This window comes from Westiellopsis prolifica IICB1 (genome assembly GCF_004323185.1).
Taxonomy (GTDB): Bacteria; Cyanobacteriota; Cyanobacteriia; order Cyanobacteriales; family Nostocaceae; genus Pelatocladus; species Pelatocladus prolificus_A.
In genome coordinates this window covers 400,712-420,281 of sequence record NZ_NAPS01000001.1, presented here as the reverse complement: position 1 = coordinate 420,281, position 19,570 = coordinate 400,712, and the positions used below count along the sequence as shown (strand labels likewise).

Here is a 19,570-nt window from a genome sequence, read left to right as displayed (position 1 = left end):
TTCAGAAATTCTTGGATATCCTATCCCAAGAACTGGGTGATGATATGGCACTGATGCAAATGGATCAACCATCAGCACATCAAGCCTTGGCACTGTCTTGGCCAGAAAATCTCATCCCTATCTTTCAACCTGCTCATAGCCCTCAACTCAACCCAATTGAGCGATTATGGCAGTTTATTAAACGCCAGTTCAAGGGGGAAAACTTTTCTAATTTACAACAACTGCGCCAACGAATTCAACACGAATTAGCTCAAATATCTTCTGAGTTAATCTCCTCTTTGACAAGTTATGATTTCATCCTCGAAGCTCTCTTTCATGAAGCTTTATTCTATGCATCTTCATAGAGAATTGGTATAAACCCTTAGTTAATAGCACAAGTCGTCTTTATACGACTTCATAAAATCAAACAGTCTGCTTAAAGCAGACTTTCACTATAAGAGTGCGATTTCAATCGCAGGCGTTTTTTTGAACATTTGGGATGCTCCCGACTTCTTCTATCTGTGAAGTCGGGGATCTGATGCTAACTGGATCAAAACCAAAAAAATTAAAGCTATAAAAGTGCGATTTTTCCTAGGAAATATGCTAAAATCCGAATCCATGCAAGTTTTTTTAAAAAAACCCAAATCAACAATCCCATCACATTTTTGGTGTGGGAGTGTCAGAATATATATAAATCGCGCAGATCACAAAAAACCTACAGTCAAGAGCAAGGCAGTTTAAAATCAAATGTTTGATGGATTTTGGGATAACGTCTTTCGCTACCAGCGCTACTTCATCACTACCCTGTTAGGCATTTTGTTGAACACGTTCGCGCCATTAGCACCTTTGTTAAAACGCCCAGTAACATTAATTGCTCTGTTGGGCTTTTTGACTGGTGGACTAGTATTTGTAACTCTGACCCTGCGCGCCATGCTGGGTTTGAGTACAATTTGAGTCTAAACTATACAGAGGATGTATTCTCAAAACTGGATCAGGTAAACTGACAAAAACAGAAAAATAACGTAGTACAACCTCTGTGAGGAGGCATGATTATTATGGCTACAGATCGCCGCGTTTCCCGCGTTGCTGAATTAATTAAACGGGAAGTTAGCCAAATGCTACTCAATGGCATAAAGGATGACCGTGTGGGTACGGGAATGGTAAGTGTTACCGATGTTGACGTTTCTGGCGATTTGCAACACGCTAAAATCTATGTGTCCATATATGGCACAGAAGAAGCCAAAGCAGAAACAATGGCTGGCTTGAAGTCAGCTACAGGGTACGTTCGTAGCGAACTCGGCGCACGGGTGCGCCTGCGCCGCACACCAGAGGTAGTGTTTATCGAAGACCGTTCCATAGAACGTGGTACAAAAGTGTTATCGCTATTGAACCAACTCGAACTTCAACGTAAGCCAGAAAATTTGACAGATGATACTGAAAATGGTATAGAAGATGGAGAATCTGCAAGTTCTGTAACTTAAACAACAATTTATTCGCCAAAATTAGCTATCGATTTTACAGACACGACCTGTTCGTGTCTGTTTCAATATGCTTAATAAGGTTTTAGTAGTGCTGTGACGCGAGTTCGATAAATTTGCTTTAACCTTTGTGGTAAGACTCTTCCAGATGCGGGTAGAAGTTTAGAAAGCTATTTTTTCGTTTCTCTTCGCTTACCTGGTAACACAGAGAGGAAGTCAGACAAAGAAAGTCGAACTCATGTTGCTTTAACACCGCTAGAAAAGACTTTACATTTATTCACATAGTAGACCTCTTGCAAAGATAATAAAGAACCCCTCCCAAATCCTCTTTGAAATGGAGACATATTTCTCCGTTTCGAGGGGAGTAAGGAGGGTTAATTTGGCTTTTGCGAGGGGTCTAGTATTTACCGAATCGTAGGGAAAGGTTAAACAGAAAAGAGCTTTCCCTTCCAAAACCTCATCCCAACAGGAAATTTTGAGTTTTCCTAGATAGTTCTTTGTGGGCGACTAATCTATCTGCTGTGTAAATCTGATGATTGATTCCGATGTTGGTTTGCAAAGGTTGTATTCCGGGAAAACTTCACAGTTCTGGATTAATAGTTGAATTTTAGTTTCTATTGATAGCCATTGAAAACCCAACATTCAATAACCAGCAACTAACCGATACCATACATTTTCCCATGCATTAGAAACTTCGTAATCATTTTTCTTAGCTATGAGAAGAATTTATAACATCAACCAAAGTTAACAATCAATGACAGAATTGTTTACGTTGCTTAATATTGGTGCATCAATAAACACAATGTTGTTTATTTAGACATGCCATTTCAGCAATTTTACTGTTAACTTAAGATGGTATAAATCATTCAATTATGTGAATCACAAATCCCTAAAACAGCTAGGTTAGAGGTATATGAACATCATCTAAAATTTGCCATCAATATTGCTACAGATCTTCCTATGAGGAAACTTATTTGGTAGTAGTGTTAAACTTCATCTATAGGTTAAAAGTTTATTTAAGAAATTATTAACAAACAAACCTATATAGGCTTGAGTGGTGTATTGTAGCCCTTATCGCTTGCAGCAGTTTATACATATACTTTAACCAAATATTTTCTGATTGTTTTTCCATAGAAAATGCCTGCGTCTAAGATCGTCAATTGTATAGAGACTTGAGTATGTTATGCATTTAGTTGCCCAATATCTGGTTTTTGTCTATGGATACTAATATTTAATAACTGCCGTGTTCAAAAGCAAGCAAAGACTGACTTTGACAACAATTTGCATGATTTAATTTCAGGAGTGAAAATCAAGATGTCATGAGTATTTGACAAAATTAACATTTATTTACATAATTTTATGATGTGTAGCGTCAAAATGAAAATAGTTCCGTATACCAAATTACAAAATCCCAGTTATACAGCTACTCATTGCTATGTTTGTTCCTAAAACATTTTTGGGAACACTACTTACGTGTAAAATTCTGAGTAAAGATCATGAGTGTTAATACGGTGCCCTCTATCAGCTACTACTCTTTAGACGTGATTCAAGACGAAGCGCGACAACTTGTGCAGAAGGGAGTGGTTAGCAGACAGCAACCAATATATACTCTCTGCCAATACATACCAGCTCGTGAGTGGGTGTGTATTGAATGTGAATTAGAAAAGTGCGACTTCCTCTTACGCGATCGCATCGGCGATCTGATTGGTCGAGAAGAATGGGAAAACGACTAATCAACAGAAAATGATTGATATTAGATTGGGAATATATTTATTCTGGATGTGTGAATTTTCTCAAAAAAGATTCGACGCCCAATCCCAAGGTAGTCTCTGGTTATGATTCATCTTTCCCGGTCTAGACTTTTGTAATGACTTATCTGTTATCTGTTCTTACCGTTTTTTGGTTAAGCAATGTATACGCCATATTTTAAGGCGTCAATACGCAGAGGCTGAAGTTGATTTAATTTAAATTGCTGACTGTACCGGAGTAGTCTCATTTTGGCAACTACTCCGGTATTTTTTTGCTTTAGTTAGTGGTCAGTGGTGAGTTCCAATCAACCACCAACAACTAAAACTCAAATCTACCCAACTTCCTCCAAATACAAATTCACATCTTCTATAACACGGGTGAGTTCTGCTTCCGTAGTCAAGCGAATGTTGATGTCACGGATGGTAAGTAGAACCTTCGCAGCAAAGGGGGTAGGCCAAATATTGGGGTTACAGAAAATCTCCAAAAAGACTTCTCCTGTATAACGATATTCCATTGGGCGTTGGGGACTGGCTTTTCCAGCACCCGGAACAGCTTTAGTAGCAACCGCTTTGAGACTAGTCATCAACTGTTCCAGCGCTGCTTTTAGTTCCTGTGCTGCTTGGACAGAAAAATTAAAACAGACAGAACCCTCAACCAAGTTAAGTGTCAGGTGATTTCCAGACATGAGCTATTATTTAGATTTTTAGTACAGATACCATTTTCCTGGTACAGGTAACATCAAGATCCGTTTGTTTGTCAATGGTAATGATTCGCAAAATCTTAAGAATGTGTTATCTGTTGGTTGGTGATGGAATTGAAAATCATTATTGTAGAGATCGACTGAACTCAATCTCTATCAACCCCAGCAAACAGAGGAAAAGAGCGATAAAACTAATGAAAAAATCCTCTGATAAATGCTAATAAATATAGTTGCTTGAGTAATGGCATAGCCCAATTATAATCAGGTTTTTATTCAATATTAATTACAAAATATTTCAATAAAGTACGGTGATAAATTGACGTTATAGCAAGATAAAATCCTGACTGCGTGAAAGTTTTCTACATTTCATTGATGTATTTAGTTCTACACTTAGAACTTATAGAACATCATAGTTAAAATTTAAAATTCCTCTATGTCTTTAGATAACCGTGGCACAGTTAGAAAGGTTTTAATCATCACTCTGTTGCTAAATATCTTTGTGATGCTATTAAAGGCAATTGTTGGTAAATTAACAGGTTCTTTAAGTTTATTAGCTGATGCCTTGCATAGCGTCACCGATAGCGCCAATAATATATTGGGATTGATTGCTAGCCGATATTCTTCACCGCGACCCGATCGCGAACATCCCTATGGACACCTAAAATTTGAAGCAGTGGGTGCTTTGGGAATTTCGGCTTTTTTAGGTATAGCCTGTTTTGAAATTCTCCAAGGTGCTGTCGAACGCATTCTCAATGGTGGTGAACCCGTAAGCATATCACCATCAGAATTGTGGCTATTACTAGTTGTATTAGGTGTGAATATTTTCGTCGCCTTTTACGAACGTCACGTAGGTGTAAAAGTCGGTAGTCCGATTTTGATCGCTGATGCTAAACATACCATGAGTGATGTTTGGGTAACTATTTCCGTGATTGGCGGTTTGATTGGTGTATTGTTGGGTTATCAGTGGTTAGATGTGGCGTTAGCTTTTCCTGTAGCTTTGTTAGTCTTTTGGAGTGGCTGGACAATTTTAAAAGAAAATTTACCTTGGCTTGTAGATCAAATTGCAATTGCACCAGAACTGATTCATGCGATCGCTCTTTCTGTCCCTGGAGTGATAAACTGCCACGATATAGCCTCTCGTGGTGTTGTTGGTCGCCAAGCTTTTATTGAAATGCATTTAATAGTTAATGCTCAGGATGTTCAAACAGCGCATCGCATCACTGAAGAAGTGGAAAGACGACTGGAAGAACGGTTTAGCCCAGTACGGATTGTAATTCATGTCGAACCACCAGAGTATCGCTCAGAGCAGATTAGCTTTGGCTCCAACTCAAACTAGCAAATCATTCTTGTGTTAGACCTGTTCTCTGACTCCAGATAGGGGCTATATCCGTAGGATTCTTGATATCTTAATAACATAGCAAAACGCACTGGCAGAACGTTTTACCGTTGTGGTTCTTTGCTACTTTTGGAAGGAGAGCGACGTCACAAAAGTAGACAGTGCTGATAATCAAGAGGTCTAGATAGTTGTGGAGTTTTTGTCGCTTCCTCCACTTAACTGCGACCAACGGGAAGATTAAACTCTCCGTACAGAACGGTGGTAGGTCGTGGATATCTAGTCTATTTACCAAAGGTCAATGAGTACTCGTGCTGATCTCGAACTTTTACTATCGATATCGCCACGTGTACTTATTAACCGTTTTGAGAATTAAATCAAATGACATTCCGATGGTTAGGAATAGGACTTATTGTTTTAAGCTTTTGGATGAATATGAATGCATCAGCACAATCATCTATGAAGACAGACATTCCGACTATAATTCAGCAAGCAAAAGATGCTTGGGTTAATCTTGATGGCAATGCTTTAGCGAAATTGTTTACACCAGATGGTGAACTGATCGTACCTGGTTATAGGTGGCAGGGACAAGCACAAATCAGTGAAGCAGTTTCCTCGGTTGCTCAACAGTCGCAAGATATTCAAATTGATATTGAGCGGATAATGATTTGTGGTGAACAAGCTGTGATTGAATGGCGTTACCAAGAAACGGAAAAAGCTACTCAGAATCGCAAAACCACTGATGATGCGATCGTAGTAGACTTTCGAGATGGTAAAATCAGCCGCTGGCGAGAATATTTTGATACTCAAACACCATCGTCTATTGAGTAACTAGCACATTTGCGACGGCTGCAACTAAACTATCTGGGTCTACAGGTTTAGCTACATGAGTTTGAAAGCCAGCTTCTAGGGCGCGGACACGATCTTCACTATCAGTGTATGCTGTTAAGGCGATCGCTGGTACATTTGCTTCTTTTTCTGCATTTAAGCCACGAATTTTGCGAATTAGAGTATAGCCATCTTCCTCTGGCATACCAATATCACAAACTAAAACATCTGGTTGTAACTGGGGTAACACTTCTAAAGCTTCTGCTGCTGACGCAACTGTAGTTACACTAGCTCCATCTGTTTCCAATACGGTAGAAATATAAAAGCGGCTATCTTCATCGTCATCTACCACGAGGATTTTCAATTTAGCTAGAGGGAGAGAAGATGATGTTGCGTCTCCTACGACATTGGAAAAAAGAGAATTATTTCTCATTACTTTAGTCCCTCATTTTTCCTCAGAATTTTAGATATTCTTTGAGTAATTTTACTCTGTTAGCGTCCTTTATTCATCTATCCAGCCATTCTTGACAAAATAGTCGATTGCTACGTGTAAATTCATCCTCAACATAGCTAGGATCAACCACATGTTAGAATTACGGCGTGTTGTACTCGTTACCGTGGCATTTTATAGTTTCTAATTACTGGATGTTTCTTTCAATAAATTGTTAGGTTTGTTAAATAATATTAATGAATCTCAGCTTTTGTATTTTATCAGTTTGTAAAAATGTTTAGAATAATAAAGACAAAATTTTACCTATGTTTATTATACGTAATTTCAATAGCAACCTTGTATATTTAGTGGGATTTTTACAAACGTGAATATAAGCAAAGAGGACATGGCATTTCCATTTCCAGTTGATTTAACAAACTGTGATAGAGAGCCAATACACATTCCTAGTTGTATTCAGACCCATGGAGTGATTTTAGCATTACAAGAGTCTGATTTAACTATTTTGCAAGTCAGTGATAATACAATCCAATTTTTTGGTTTACATCCTGAAGAATTGCTAAATCAACCATTAAGTATACTGCTAGAACCAGAACAAGTTGGATTTTTGCTTGATTGTTTAAACCAGGAAGATATACAAATAGTTAATCCGATTGAAATTACTATAAATATTTCTCAGGTTAATAATATTTTTGATGCGATCGTTCATCGTTTAAATAAAATAGTCATTGTAGAATTAGAACCACATAACTTTGAAAAAAATCATGTCTATTTTAGATTTTATTATTTGGTCAAATTAGCTGTTGGCAAACTACAGTCAGCAAAATTTGTGACTGAAGTTAGTCAGATAATCTCTCAGGAAGTCAGAAGAATTACCGGATTTGACAGAGTAATGGTTTATAGGTTTGATGAGGATTGGAACGGTATAGTAATTGCAGAAGATAAGCAAGAGTACTTACCTTCCTATCTAAATTTACATTACCCTGCTTCAGATATTCCCAAACAAGCCAGAGAACTTTACCGACAAAATTGGTTACGTATTATACCGAATGCTGACTATCAACCTATTGCCATTGTTCCTACCCTTAATCCTTTAACAAATGAGCCTTTAGATTTGAGTAATTCGGTGTTACGCAGTGTCTCACCCATACATGTTGAATATATGCACAACATGGGTATTAAAGCATCAATGTCGATTTCACTCATTAAAAACAATCAACTCTGGGGACTCATAGCTTGTCACCACCAAACACCCAAATATGTTCCTTATGAGATCCGCAATGCTTGTGAATTTTTAGGTCAAGTAACTTCTTTAGAAATAGCAACCAAAGAAGACAACGAGGATTCCGAATCAAAAATCCAAGTTAAATCCGATCTGGCAAAATTAATCGAATATATGTCAGTGGAGAAAAATTTTATTGATGGATTAATTAATAAACAACCAAATCTGCTTCACCTAGTTAATGCTCAAGGTGCTACAATTTGTTTTAATAATGAGCTATATTTAATTGGCAATACTCCAACTCAACCAGATATTCAAGAGTTATTAAATTGGATTCATAAAAACATAAATGAAGATATTTTTTATACTGATTCAATTTCCAAGTTTTATCCAGAAGCAGAAAAATATAAAAATGTAGCCAGTGGTTTAATAGTTATTTCTATTTCTAAAACTCAGAATAAATATATTCTGTGGTTTCGTCCAGAGGTAATACAAACAGTTAATTGGGGTGGAAATCCTCATAAAGCGGTAGAAGTCACCCAAAATGGTAGTTTGCGCCTATCTCCTCGTAAGTCATTTGAATTATGGAAAGAAATAGTCAGGCTGACATGTCTACCTTGGAAATCTTATGAAATTCATGCGGCGCTAGAGTTACGAAATGCCATTATTAGTATAGTAGTACAAAAGGCTGATGAATTAGCAAAGCTAAATATAGAATTAGAACGCAGTAATAAAGAGTTAGACGCTTTTGCTTATATTGCTTCCCATGATTTAAAAGAACCATTGCGCGGTATTCATAATTATTCCAATTTTTTAATTGAAGACTACAGTGAGATATTAGACGAAGAAGGCAAAAATAAACTCCGGACTCTGATTCGTCTGACTATAAGAATGGAGGATCTGATTGATTCATTATTACAGTTTTCCCGCTTAGGAAGGGCTGATATGTCGATGCAACAGACTGATTTGAATGCTGTTGTACATCGGATTTTAGATTTATTACGCGCTCGGATTGAAGAGACAGGAGTAAAAATTTATATACCCAAGCCATTGCCAACAGTATATTGCGATCGCGTTCAAATCGGCGAAGTTTTTAGTAATTTGATTACTAACGCCATTAAATATAACGATAAAGACGATAAATGGGTGGAAATTGGTTATATTGAAAACTCTGAACCACTCAAATTTTACATCCGAGATAATGGCATTGGCATTCGAGAAAAGCACTTGGAAATTATTTTCCGTATCTTCAAACGTTTACATGGCCCCAGTAAATATGGTGGTGGTACAGGTGCAGGACTAACCATCGCCAAAAAAATAGTAGAAAGACACGAGGGTCAAATCTGGGTAGAATCAACTTACGGTGAAGGTAGTACGTTTTATTTCACTTTACAAAAATCAAATTAATTATGAGTTATGAACGATGAAGGATGAAGTATTCAATAATTCATTATTGTATCATTTAGCATTAATTCTGATTTAGCCTTGATCCTACCCTTCGGGAAGACGCCCAAAGGGTGTCTACATCCTTCATACTTCATATGATTGGCAATAGCACTCAATTAATACTTGTAATTGAAGACAGTGACGAAGATTTTGAAGCTTTGCGGCGAGTGATGTATCGTCAAAAAGTACAAAATCCGATTATTCGTTGTACTGATGGTGACGAAGCGCTAGACTACCTTTACCACACAGGAGACTACAGTGAGCCTAAAAATGCTCCTCGTCCTTCACTGATTTTACTTGACTTGAACTTACCAGGAACGGATGGGCGACAATTACTAGAACAAATTAAGCAAGATCAAAATCTCAAAGATATTCCTGTTATAGTATTTACCACATCTTCTAATCCCAGAGATATAGAAATATGTTATCGCAATAGTGTTGCTAGTTATATTCTTAAACCAATTGATATCAACAAATTAAAACAAACTCTCCAAAGTTTCCTGACTTATTGGTTGGATATTGTGGTTCTTCCCGATACTATCGGCAGGTAGTCATGGTGCAACAACAGTTAATCATTTTAATTATTGATGATTGTCCGGAAGACCGTGCAGTCTACCGCCGTTATCTTTTGCAAAATCCACAACATGAATACAAAATTTTGGAAGAGGAAACCGGGGAAACCGCACTACAACTGTGTCAGCAAATCCAGCCAGATATTATATTATTAGACTTCTTGTTGCCAGATATGGATGGGTTGGAGTTTATAGGAGAACTCAAACAGCAACTTCAAGGAAGTATGCCAGCTGTAATTATGTTAACAGGACATGGTAACGAAGCTGTTGCTGTGCAGGCAATGAAAAGTGGTATTCAAGACTACTTGGTAAAAGGAGATATCACAGCTGATAATCTACGCTTTACTATTAAATCTACGATTGAAAATGTCCAACTACGCCAGAAACTACAACATAGTGAAGAACGTTTCCGTACCTCTGTGGAAAATATGCTGGACTGCTTAGGTATTTACTCAGCAATTCGCAACGAAGCAGGGGAAATATTAGACTTTAGAATTGATTATTTAAACGCAGCAGCTTGTGAATCTAACCTGGTCATCAAAGAAGAGCAACTAGGTAAAAATTTATGCGAAATTTTACCTGGACATAGAAAATATGGCTTATTTGACCAGTATTGTCAGGTTGTAAATACTGGTAAACCCTTTGTCAAAGAATCATTAATCTACACAGATATATTTGGTAAACAACAATTTACTAGAGCTTTTGATATCCGTGTAGCTAAGTTGGGAGATGGGTTTGTCGCATCTTGGCGGGATGTCACTAAAAAAAAGCAGATAGAACAAGCATTACGAGAAAGCGAAGAACGCTACCGCTTTTTATCTGAAGCCATACCACAAATAGTGTGGATTTGTGATGCGAATGGTAAATGTGAATATCTCAATCAACGATGGTACGAATTTACTGGACAAACCATTGATCAAGGAATGGGAAGTGGTTGGATGGAAGTTGTACATCCAGAAGATATCCAACTAGCCATGGAAGCATTTACACAGTCTTTAAATACAGGAAAACCCTATGAAGTAGAATTGCGTTATCGCTGTCATGATCAAACCTATCATTGGTTTTTAGCTAGAGCTTTGTCCAAAAAAGACGAGCAAGGACAGATCGTAAAATGGTTTGGTACTAGTACAGATATTAATGATCGCAAACAATTAGAAGCAGAACGTAACCGTCTTTTTCAACTTGAGCAAGCAGCACGTGCAGAAGCAGAAGCAGCAAACCTTGCTAAAGATGAGTTTGTCGCTATGGTATCCCATGATTTACGTTCTCCTCTAAATGCTATTTTGGGTTGGGCAAAATTGCTACAAAGCCGCAAACAAGACGAAGCAACTACCATCCGCGCTTTGCAAACTATCGAACGTAACGCTTTATCTCAAGCAAAACTCATAGATGATTTGCTGAATATGTCCCGCATCATCCAGGGAAAACTAGAACTTCAGCTATGTCAAGTCAATCTTGTCACAATTATCCAAACAGCATTAGAAACAGCCTACCCTAGCGCCAACGCCAAAAATATTCACCTAGAATCTAGCCTAGATGATGCAATTCCGCCAATTGTCGGCGATCCAAATCGTTTGCAACAAATTTTAGGAAATGTACTTTCTAATGCGATTAAGTTCACTCCTGAAGGTGGGAGAGTGGAAGTACGATTGGAGCGGATATGGGACGCGGGAATCAGGGAACGGGTGGACACGGGGGACAAAGGGGACAAGGGGGACTTGAATCAAAGACTCTCTGCTTTACCGCGTCTGCATCTGTCCGCGTCTTCTTCACTCTCCGCGTCAGTGCGTCATCGCTTAGGAGCGTCTAACTTCTATGCTCGAATCACAGTTACTGACACAGGTATTGGTATCAGTCCTGACTTTTTACCCCACATTTTTGAACGTTATCGTCAAGCAGGTTCCTATGAGCATGGTGGTTTAGGATTAGGTTTAGCGATCGCTCGTCATTTAGTAGAGTTACATGGCGGAACTATCGAAGCAACTAGTGATGGTGAGCATAAAGGCACGACTTTCACCATTTTATTGCCGTTTAGGGGATAGGGGATCGGGGAAAGGGGAAAGGGGAAAGGGGATTGGGGATTGGGGATTGGGGATTGGTTATTCTCCTTTGTCTCCCTGCTAAGAGCTCCCCACACTTCCTGCACTTCCCCCACTCCAAGCACTTCCCCCACTCCAAGCACTTCCCCCACTCCAAGCACTTCCCCCACTCCAAGCACTTCCCCCACTCCAAGCACACCCCACACACCCCATACTCCCTTGTCCCCGATCCCCTTTCCCCGATCCCCGATCCCGGATCCCTATTCCCACTCAATAGTTCCAGGTGGCTTGGAGGTAATATCGTAAACTACCCGATTTACTCCTTTGACTTCGTTGACAATCCGGTTGGAAATCACTTCTAGTACGTCGTAGGGTACACGCGCCCAGTCTGCTGTCATCCCATCTTCACTGGTGACTATGCGTAAGACTATGGGATAGGCGTAGGTACGTTGATCGCCCATGACGCCTACACTTTTAATTGGCAACAATACAGCAAAAGCTTGCCAGTAGTCATGGTACAAGCCTCGCTGATTAATTTCTTGCCGCACAATTAAATCAGCATCCCGCAAAATCTTTAAACGTTCGGCGGTGATTTCACCTAAAATCCGAATCGCCAATCCGGGACCAGGGAAGGGGTGACGCTGCACGATTTCTTCTGGTAAACCGATAGAACGCCCGACTTTACGGACTTCATCTTTAAATAGTTTCCGCAGTGGTTCCACCAGTTTAAATCGTAGGTCTTTAGGCAAACCACCAACATTGTGATGGCTCTTGATTTTCACTGCTACCCGTTCGCCCGTCTGGGGATCTACGTTGGTGTCAGCAGATTCAATCACGTCTGGATACAGCGTACCTTGTGCCAAATAATCGAAAGGTCCAAGGCGCCTAGATTCTTCTTCAAATACTCTAATAAATTCGTGTCCAATTTTACGACGTTTCTCCTCAGGATCAGTAATACCACTGAGAGAATTCAAGAAGCGATCGCGAGCATTCACGTACTCTACAGGAATATGGAACTGCTCTTGGAATAATTTCAATAACCGCTCTGGTTCATACTTCCGCATGAAGCCTTGGTCAATAAATACACATGTTAATTGCTCGCCAATTGCTTTATACATCAAAAAGGCGAGGGTTGAGGAATCAACACCACCAGATAAAGCCAACAGCACCCGCTTTTCACCAACTTTGGCGCGAATTTCACGAATTGATTCTTCGACAAAAGCGGCGGTTGTCCAAGTCGGTTCACACTCGCAAATATGGTAAACAAAATTGCGAATTAATGGCAGACCACCGATAGAATGTACTACCTCTGGATGGAACTGCACACCATAGAGTTTGCGATTGTGATCAGCGATCGCAGCACAAGGAGTATTATCTGTATGTGCTAATAATTCAAACCCTGATGGCATGTTTATTACTGAGTCGCCATGACTCATCCACATGGTTGTGCCATCTTCAACGTTTGTCAGTAAATCTGTGGGATCATCTATATATAATGAGGCCTTACCATACTCAGCCCGATCAGCTCTGGCTACTTCCCCGCCCAACTGCTGTACCATCAGCTGCATACCATAGCAAACGCCCAGAATGGGAATTCCCAAATGCCAAATTTCTGGATTACATTTAGGAGCGCCTTGATCATAAACTGAACTGGGACCGCCAGAGAGGATAATACCTTTAGGATTCAGCTTTCGCAGTTGTTCAATAGTGGTGCGATAGGAAAGAACTTCGGAATAAACTTGAGTTTCTCGAATTCTACGAGCAATCAGTTCAGAATACTGAGAGCCAAAATCGAGAATAACAATCATTTGACGATTGATTTGTCCCAAATCTTCTACTGCTTGAGACGCTTCTTCTGTTGGTAGGGTCACCGCTGTACTCATGATCAAGAGAGAGTGTGTGTGAATGTAAAAATAAAATTGTGGCTTTACGGTCTTGCTAACACCATCTACTCCTCACGTTACCAGGCTTTTAAGGTTAAACCAACCTTAAACAAACGTGTTTGAAATCACGTTTGCCTTGCCTAATTATTTGTTAATGGTATTAAAAAGAAAAAATTACCCTAGAGTGGTTACTGAAAAAGGTATTTATGGGGAATTGTTATGATTATTCATAATAAATTAACATAATTTTGTGATTTGTGAACTAGCTGTTTTGCTTTTTATTGAGTATGGGGATAGGGGATAGGGGATAGGGGACAGGGATCTTGTGAAAGAAGTCACCCATTCACACATTCAAAAATTTCTTAATTACGCCCAATCCCCGATCCCCGATCCCCGATCCCTTATATACGAAGTTGAGACAACAGAGTTTCCATATCTTTCCAACTCAGTCCTTGTTGAATGTAGCGTGGTGCTTCCGGGTTATAAGGACTCGCAACTATATCAATTTTGAGAATATCTGCTTCCTCTGGTAAAACAGGTACATCTGGATCGAAAGCAGTAGGACGCATCAATGAACTGGAAAAACCTTTAAATATAGCTATTTGGTCTTCTTCTCCAGTGATTTCTAGCGTTACTAACAGAACTTCTTGGGGACGTTTGATAGTGTATTTTTCTAGCCTTTGACCTATAGAATTTTCCATTACGTTTGATGTGAATTATGGATAAAAAAGTTCGTAGTATGGACTTAAGTCCTTATTTTTGAAGCACTAAAGTACTTACGAAAAACTCTTGATTCAAATTTTACAGACTCATACTTATAATTGACTGAAATAAATAAATGCTGTTTGAAATAAGCCTACAATAAAACCTAGTATTCCACCTAAACTTACTATTGCTTGTAATTCATTTTTAACAATTCCTTCAATAGCAGCTTCTAAATCAGCAGGTGAAGTTGACTTAACACGGTCAATAATTACTTGATCAATTGACAAAATTGGTATTGCTTGAGCAACTATTACTTCTAAATCTCTTTCCAAATACCGTTCTAAGATTAATGCCAATTCTAAACTCACGACTTCTAAAGAAGTATTAACGACAGCAGAATTACTGAGGCGATTAACTAACAAGACAGCTATATTTTCCCAGTTAACCGAGTCACTGAAGCCTTGTAATAATTCTCCACCACGTATTTGTAGGTATTGACGAACACTTTCGCGGGTAGTTTTTCGTAGCTGTCGGACTGTACTTACAGGTAAGTTTTGTAAAACTATATCTTGCAGGAAACCTTTGATGCGATCGCGTACTTGTAATTCTTGAATTAACTCCTCTAAACGTTGGTTTGTATCTTCTTTTTCATCTAAACAGTAAGTCCGCAAACGGGTTAAGCTATTACGTAAACCAAATAAATTAGCCACTACCCAATAAGTACCACTTGTTTTTTCTCGAAAACTTTCATCTATTGTTTGAATTGTGCGATCGGTTAAAAAATTGATGATACCCTGTCGGATTACATCAGGTGGTAAAACAGTTTCTAATAACCAATCAGCAAGCCGAGAGGCTTGTTCTTCACTCAATTGAAATTCTAATAATATTTGATCAAAAATTTGATTTATCTGCGCTTCTAAAAAATCTTCCTTTCGTGCCAAAACTTTTAACAGACGAGGTAGTGATTCACCTAACAAATCCCGCAAAATATTTGCTACAATCTTGGCAGTTTTTTGCTCACGATCAGCTTTGATCTGATCAATTGCCATTTGTAGCAACCAGAGAATAGCTGATTGCACACGTTCTGTTTGCAGGAGTCGCCGCGCCAGATTTTGTAATTCTTCTGGTGTTAACAGCGATCCCATAATCGTATCAGAAATATTTTTGGCAAGACGTTCCTGGTTGCGGGGAATCAATCCAGGAGTAAACGGAATCTTTCGTCCGGCGATGTAAATTGTTCGGTAAGGACGAAATAACATTTTGATGGCTATATCGTTAGTGAAATAGCCAATTATCCCACCCAAGATCGGGGGAGAGATGTACAGCCAAAGATGAGACCAATCAAAACTCATTTCGTCAACAGTGAGTTGTCAAGAGTCATTAGTACAGACGTGAGGAACATCGCGTCTCTAGAAACGCGAGGAACATCGCGTCTGTACAATTGTCATTAGTCATTGGTTGTTACCTAACAACTAATAACTAACAACTACTAAGCTTTAGTTACCACCAGTACTCCCATCATATCGTTCGCGATGGGGTAGTGTGTGGCAGTTGCAAAGCCAACTGTAAGAGCTGTTTCTACCTGCTTCTCTCCTGAAGGAAAACGGTCTAAGCTGGGACTAATATAAGCATATTCTTCTTTTAAACCCATTTGCTCGGCGATTGGCACAACAAGATGATCCAAATACCATTGCTGAAAAGTTCGAGCAGTCGAGTTTTTGGGACGATGAAAATCTAGAATTGCTGCTTTGGCACCTTTTTTGAGGACACGGTGTAATTCTTTGAGGCTACGCTGAATATCTATGACATTTCGTAAACCATACCCCATGGTAGCAGCGTCAAATTTGTTGTCTTCAAAGGGTAAATTGAGTACGTCTGCTTCTATCCAGGTTATAGAAGGAATTGGGTACTGGCTTTGAGAGCGTTGTTTGGCAATTTCCAATTGTGCAGATGAAAAATCCACTCCGTACACCTGTCCAGTTTTACCCACATGTCGTGCTAACCGAAAGGCTAAGTCACCACTACCGCAACACAAGTCCAGACAAGTATCTCCGGCTTTGGCTTCACTCCATTTTACCGCCATTTCTTTCCACACCCGATGTTGTCCCAAGCTCAACCAATCATTTAATTGGTCATAAATGGGAGCGATACGGTCAAAGATATTGCGAATTTCATCAGACATTGGTCATTGGTCATTGGTTGTTGGTCATTGGTCAATTGTCAAGGGTCAAGGGTCTAGGGTCAAGGGTCAAGGGTCTAGGGTCTAGGGTCTAGGGTCTAGGGTTAAGGGTTAAGGGTCAAGGGTCTAGGGTCTAGGGTTAAGGGTCATTGGTCAAGGGTCAAGTGTCATTGGTCAAGGGTCAAGGGTCATTGGTCAAGCATTAGCTAACTGATGGTAGCGAGTACAACTGAGTACAGTTGCTACCAATTGCGCTGATAAATGAATTACCTTGAGTTCATCTTCTCGCAAAGTGCAGGGTTTTTTCCACTGGAGAGACAAAACTGCCAAAACATTACTTATATAGGTAATTGGGATAATTAAATGGGCTTCTACACCAGATTCTGTATAGTGTGCGACACCAATAAGTTTTTCGTCATTGGGTACATTTACTGAAACTTGCATTTGACCAGTGGCGATCGCTTCACTAGTCAAGGGGTCAATAGCTAACCAGTTTTCCACAGAATCCGCACTGCTGTAACTACCTTGAGTAGCAATTAAACTACCATTTTCAATTAATTGCAAAATACACCCATCGGCGCTGAAACTTTCACCAAAAGCTGTGGCAATGGAATTTAAAATAGCTTCTAAACTAAGGCCTTGTTGAGCAATCTCCACCAAAACAGTTAACAATGCCATTTGAGCATTCGCACGGCGTAATTCTTCTGTGCGTTGTTTGAGTAAATCATAGGTTTCTGCTGCTCTTTGTACCACAGCTTTTAATTCTGTTGGGTCCCAAGGCTTTGTGATATATTTGTATACCTGCCCAGCGTTGATCGCTTCTACTAAGTCTTCAATATCAGTAAATCCAGTAAGGATAATTCTAACCGTGTTGGGAAACTGAGGTACTGTTTTACTCAAAAATTCAGTTCCTTTCATTTCAGGCATTCGCTGATCTGAGATAATCACTGCTACCTCACCTTCTGTTGCCAAAACTTGCAAAGCGTTCATTCCACTGTCTGCTTTCAAGACCTGAAAATCTCTGCGGAAAGTACGATACAACAGATCCAAATTATCTGGCTCATCATCAACTACTAATATTTTCTGTTTTTTCGGCTTTTCCAAAGTCATCAATTGACGACGTATTTTATCAAATTCGGGAATGGGGTTATTCATGGATCATTCCTTTTACTGTTAATCACTTTGTTATATTCCATACAAACAGCGATTGAGAATATAAGAGAAGCGTTTGTAGCTACTATTTGATTAAAGTAATCGTGAAGCAGCTTTCATTAGGTGAAAGTAGAAAAATTAGAAATTCCGATTTTAAGTCTTTAGGTATTATTGCGTAATTTTTTCTCAACAATAATGTTTTTGATTCATAAATTATAGTTTTGCCTCCTGCTAGAAGTCTAGAAAGGAACCAGAAAACTTAGTGTTATGTGACACTAAGTTTGCAGTATTTGTAGTGAGTTAAGACAGCACTCGATTTAAGCACTAAAGTGCTTACTACAAACGCTGGAAAGCTTGTGTTACAAACTACAATTACCCTATATCTTAGAGGGAATAGATTACTGAAGTCTGTTAACAACATCTTTCTTCTATGGAAAAACTACGACATCAGTCTTAAAATACATACTCAGCATAAAAATTTTAAAATTATTATTGATAAACTTGCAGTGAAACTGCTGAGATATCTAAACCATCACCTATGACTGACACACCACCCAACGCTCAAAATCTTAACGATAACGATCAAAATGATATAGCTGAAGAATTACTACGAAAGCTGCGACAAAAACAAGGCTATTGGGTGGAATGGGGACAAGCTTGTGCTTATCTACAAAAAGCAGGTTACAGTCAACAAGCGATTTTTGAAGCTACAGGTTTTGAACCGATACAACAGAATCAGGTGATTGTCGGCGCCCAAGTCTACAACTCAATAGAAAAAATAGGAGCGTCACAAGATGTGCTTTCCCACTATCAACAGCGCGGTAGTGATATCTTATATGAGTTGCGCTTGCTAACTCAAGAAGAACGAGCCGCCGCCGCCACAGTTACCTTTCAACACAAAGTTGATGCTGACGAAGCACGGGAAATTGCCAGAGCGATCAAAGATTTCTCTCGTTTTCGCAATCCTCCAGAAGGCTTTTCCAATCATCCGGGGGATGCAGTTGCTTATCAATCTTGGAAACTCGCCCGCCAGAATTCAGATTTTCAAACGCGATCGCGTCTGATTGCTAAAGGCTTAAAATTTGCCCATACGCAAACTGCTAGGCAGCAAATAGAACAATTACTCACAGATTTTACAGTCGTACCCAAAAAGCCAGCACCAACCCTACCCTTTTACAGACCACAATCAGCCGAAGAAGTACCCCGTCTCGTGCCAGTGGTAGGTGAGTTACCATTAACACCACAAGACTTACAAGCAGTTCCTTTGGTAGAAGAAATAGGGCCTTTCCGAATCGTTAAGTTTGCTGGGGAACAAGCTTGGGTTCCCTTACCAGGTTGGCAAACCATATTGAGTGCTGAAGATCCAGTAGTAATTTTATGCAATAGCGATCGCTTACCAACCCAAACACAAAATCATCCAGAACCAGTGATGGTAGTTATTGATCGCGCCCAAAGGGAATGGAACTCAAGTAACTACTTTTTAGTAGATAACTCTGGGGAATTAGATTTTCAATGGTTTGAAACTGCACCCGAAGTCACACCACTAGGGCGAATTCTCGTAATTGTACGAGCAAAGAAAATTTTGGATGAGGAATTGACAAAAGATTCTTGGCAAATAGATGAGTAGTTGTTGGGGATCGGGGATCGGGGATTGGGGATCGGGGATCGGGGATCGGGGATTGGGGAAAGGGGATTGGGCTTTAAGAGTCGTCTTTCTGTAAACAAGTATTTGTATTTCGCTGACGAGTGTTTGATACTTGACGACGAGTCTTTGATACTCGATGACGAGTCTTTGATACTCGATGACGAGTCTTTGATACTCGATGACGAGTCTTTGATACTCGATGACGAGTCTTT

17 protein-coding genes are annotated in these 19,570 nt (G+C 39.4%); 10 read left to right on the top strand and 7 right to left on the bottom strand.

Annotated elements, in window-relative coordinates; translation table 11 throughout:
• The 4 genes from B4U84_RS01865 to B4U84_RS01850 all read left to right on the top strand — a co-directional run.
• A partial coding sequence (locus B4U84_RS01865) for a transposase (protein ID WP_207390889.1) occupies positions 1-344 on the top strand: 344 nt, incomplete at its 5' end.
• Between the two features lie 382 nt (positions 345-726).
• Positions 727-933 carry a DUF751 family protein gene (locus B4U84_RS01860; RefSeq protein ID WP_017312295.1) on the top strand — a complete coding sequence of 69 codons (207 nt, stop codon included), beginning with the start codon at positions 727-729 and terminating at the stop codon, positions 931-933.
• Between the two features lie 101 nt (positions 934-1,034).
• Positions 1,035-1,460 (top strand): 30S ribosome-binding factor RbfA, encoded by a 426-nt coding sequence (gene rbfA, locus B4U84_RS01855; RefSeq protein ID WP_017312296.1) that lies wholly within the window; start codon positions 1,035-1,037, stop codon positions 1,458-1,460.
• 1,493 nt (positions 1,461-2,953) lie between these two features.
• Positions 2,954-3,190, top strand: a complete 237-nt coding sequence (locus tag B4U84_RS01850; protein WP_016858973.1) for a DUF4327 family protein — start codon at positions 2,954-2,956, stop codon at positions 3,188-3,190.
• 347 nt (positions 3,191-3,537) lie between these two features.
• Here the strand turns inward: B4U84_RS01850 and B4U84_RS01845 are convergent, their stop codons facing one another.
• Complete coding sequence (locus tag B4U84_RS01845; protein ID WP_017312297.1) at positions 3,538-3,891, bottom strand: hypothetical protein; 354 nt, start codon at positions 3,889-3,891, stop codon at positions 3,538-3,540.
• A gap of 448 nt (positions 3,892-4,339) precedes the next feature.
• On the opposite strand from B4U84_RS01845, the gene cdf31 reads away from it, so the two are divergent.
• Together cdf31 and B4U84_RS01835 are read left to right on the top strand one after the other, a co-directional pair.
• Entirely contained in the window at positions 4,340-5,242 is a 903-nt protein-coding gene (cdf31, locus tag B4U84_RS01840) for a CDF family zinc efflux transporter Cdf31 (protein ID WP_131115227.1), read from the top strand.
• A 378-nt stretch (positions 5,243-5,620) separates the two neighbouring features.
• A complete protein-coding gene (locus B4U84_RS01835) occupies positions 5,621-6,070 on the top strand; it encodes a nuclear transport factor 2 family protein (protein WP_242677513.1) in 450 nt (149 codons plus the stop codon).
• On the opposite strand, the gene B4U84_RS01830 is transcribed toward B4U84_RS01835, so the two are convergent.
• Positions 6,060-6,500, bottom strand: coding sequence for a response regulator (locus B4U84_RS01830; protein ID WP_131115225.1), 441 nt, complete (start codon positions 6,498-6,500; stop codon positions 6,060-6,062). The genes B4U84_RS01835 and B4U84_RS01830 overlap by 11 nt on opposite strands.
• A 403-nt stretch (positions 6,501-6,903) precedes the next feature.
• On the opposite strand from B4U84_RS01830, the gene B4U84_RS01825 reads away from it, so the two are divergent.
• The 3 genes from B4U84_RS01825 to B4U84_RS01815 all read left to right on the top strand — a co-directional run bounded on the left by B4U84_RS01825 (position 6,904) and on the right by B4U84_RS01815 (position 11,797).
• On the top strand, positions 6,904-9,144 hold the full coding sequence (locus B4U84_RS01825) for a sensor histidine kinase (RefSeq protein WP_131115223.1): 2,241 nt from the start codon (positions 6,904-6,906) through the stop codon (positions 9,142-9,144).
• 134 nt (positions 9,145-9,278) lie between these two features.
• Complete coding sequence (locus B4U84_RS01820; RefSeq protein ID WP_131118657.1) at positions 9,279-9,734, top strand: response regulator; 456 nt, start codon at positions 9,279-9,281, stop codon at positions 9,732-9,734.
• Positions 9,735-9,736: 2 nt separating this feature from the next.
• Positions 9,737-11,797 (top strand): hybrid sensor histidine kinase/response regulator, encoded by a 2,061-nt coding sequence (locus tag B4U84_RS01815; protein WP_131115221.1) that lies wholly within the window; start codon positions 9,737-9,739, stop codon positions 11,795-11,797.
• Positions 11,798-12,054: 257 nt separating this feature from the next.
• Here B4U84_RS01815 and guaA read toward each other — a convergent pair whose 3' ends face one another.
• The 5 genes from guaA to B4U84_RS01785 all read right to left on the bottom strand — a co-directional run bounded on the left by guaA (position 12,055) and on the right by B4U84_RS01785 (position 17,716).
• A complete protein-coding gene (guaA, locus tag B4U84_RS01805) occupies positions 12,055-13,677 on the bottom strand; it encodes a glutamine-hydrolyzing GMP synthase (protein ID WP_026082062.1) in 1,623 nt (540 codons plus the stop codon).
• 401 nt (positions 13,678-14,078) lie between these two features.
• Positions 14,079-14,378, bottom strand: coding sequence for a DUF7734 family protein (locus B4U84_RS01800; protein ID WP_017312305.1), 300 nt, complete (start codon positions 14,376-14,378; stop codon positions 14,079-14,081).
• Between the two features lie 114 nt (positions 14,379-14,492).
• The gene (locus B4U84_RS01795) at positions 14,493-15,734 is read right to left on the bottom strand and encodes a DUF445 domain-containing protein (protein WP_017312306.1); all 1,242 of its coding nucleotides are present in this window, start codon (positions 15,732-15,734) and stop codon (positions 14,493-14,495) included.
• A gap of 137 nt (positions 15,735-15,871) precedes the next feature.
• Complete coding sequence (gene ubiE / locus B4U84_RS01790; RefSeq protein WP_131115217.1) at positions 15,872-16,564, bottom strand: bifunctional demethylmenaquinone methyltransferase/2-methoxy-6-polyprenyl-1,4-benzoquinol methylase UbiE; 693 nt, start codon at positions 16,562-16,564, stop codon at positions 15,872-15,874.
• A gap of 192 nt (positions 16,565-16,756) precedes the next feature.
• Positions 16,757-17,716 (bottom strand): response regulator, encoded by a 960-nt coding sequence (locus B4U84_RS01785; RefSeq protein WP_017312308.1) that lies wholly within the window; start codon positions 17,714-17,716, stop codon positions 16,757-16,759.
• 535 nt (positions 17,717-18,251) lie between these two features.
• Between B4U84_RS01785 and B4U84_RS01780 the strand changes: the two genes are divergently transcribed.
• Positions 18,252-19,340, top strand: a complete 1,089-nt coding sequence (locus B4U84_RS01780; protein WP_131115215.1) for a RuBisCO accumulation factor 1 — start codon at positions 18,252-18,254, stop codon at positions 19,338-19,340.
• Positions 19,341-19,570 lie beyond the last annotated feature (230 nt).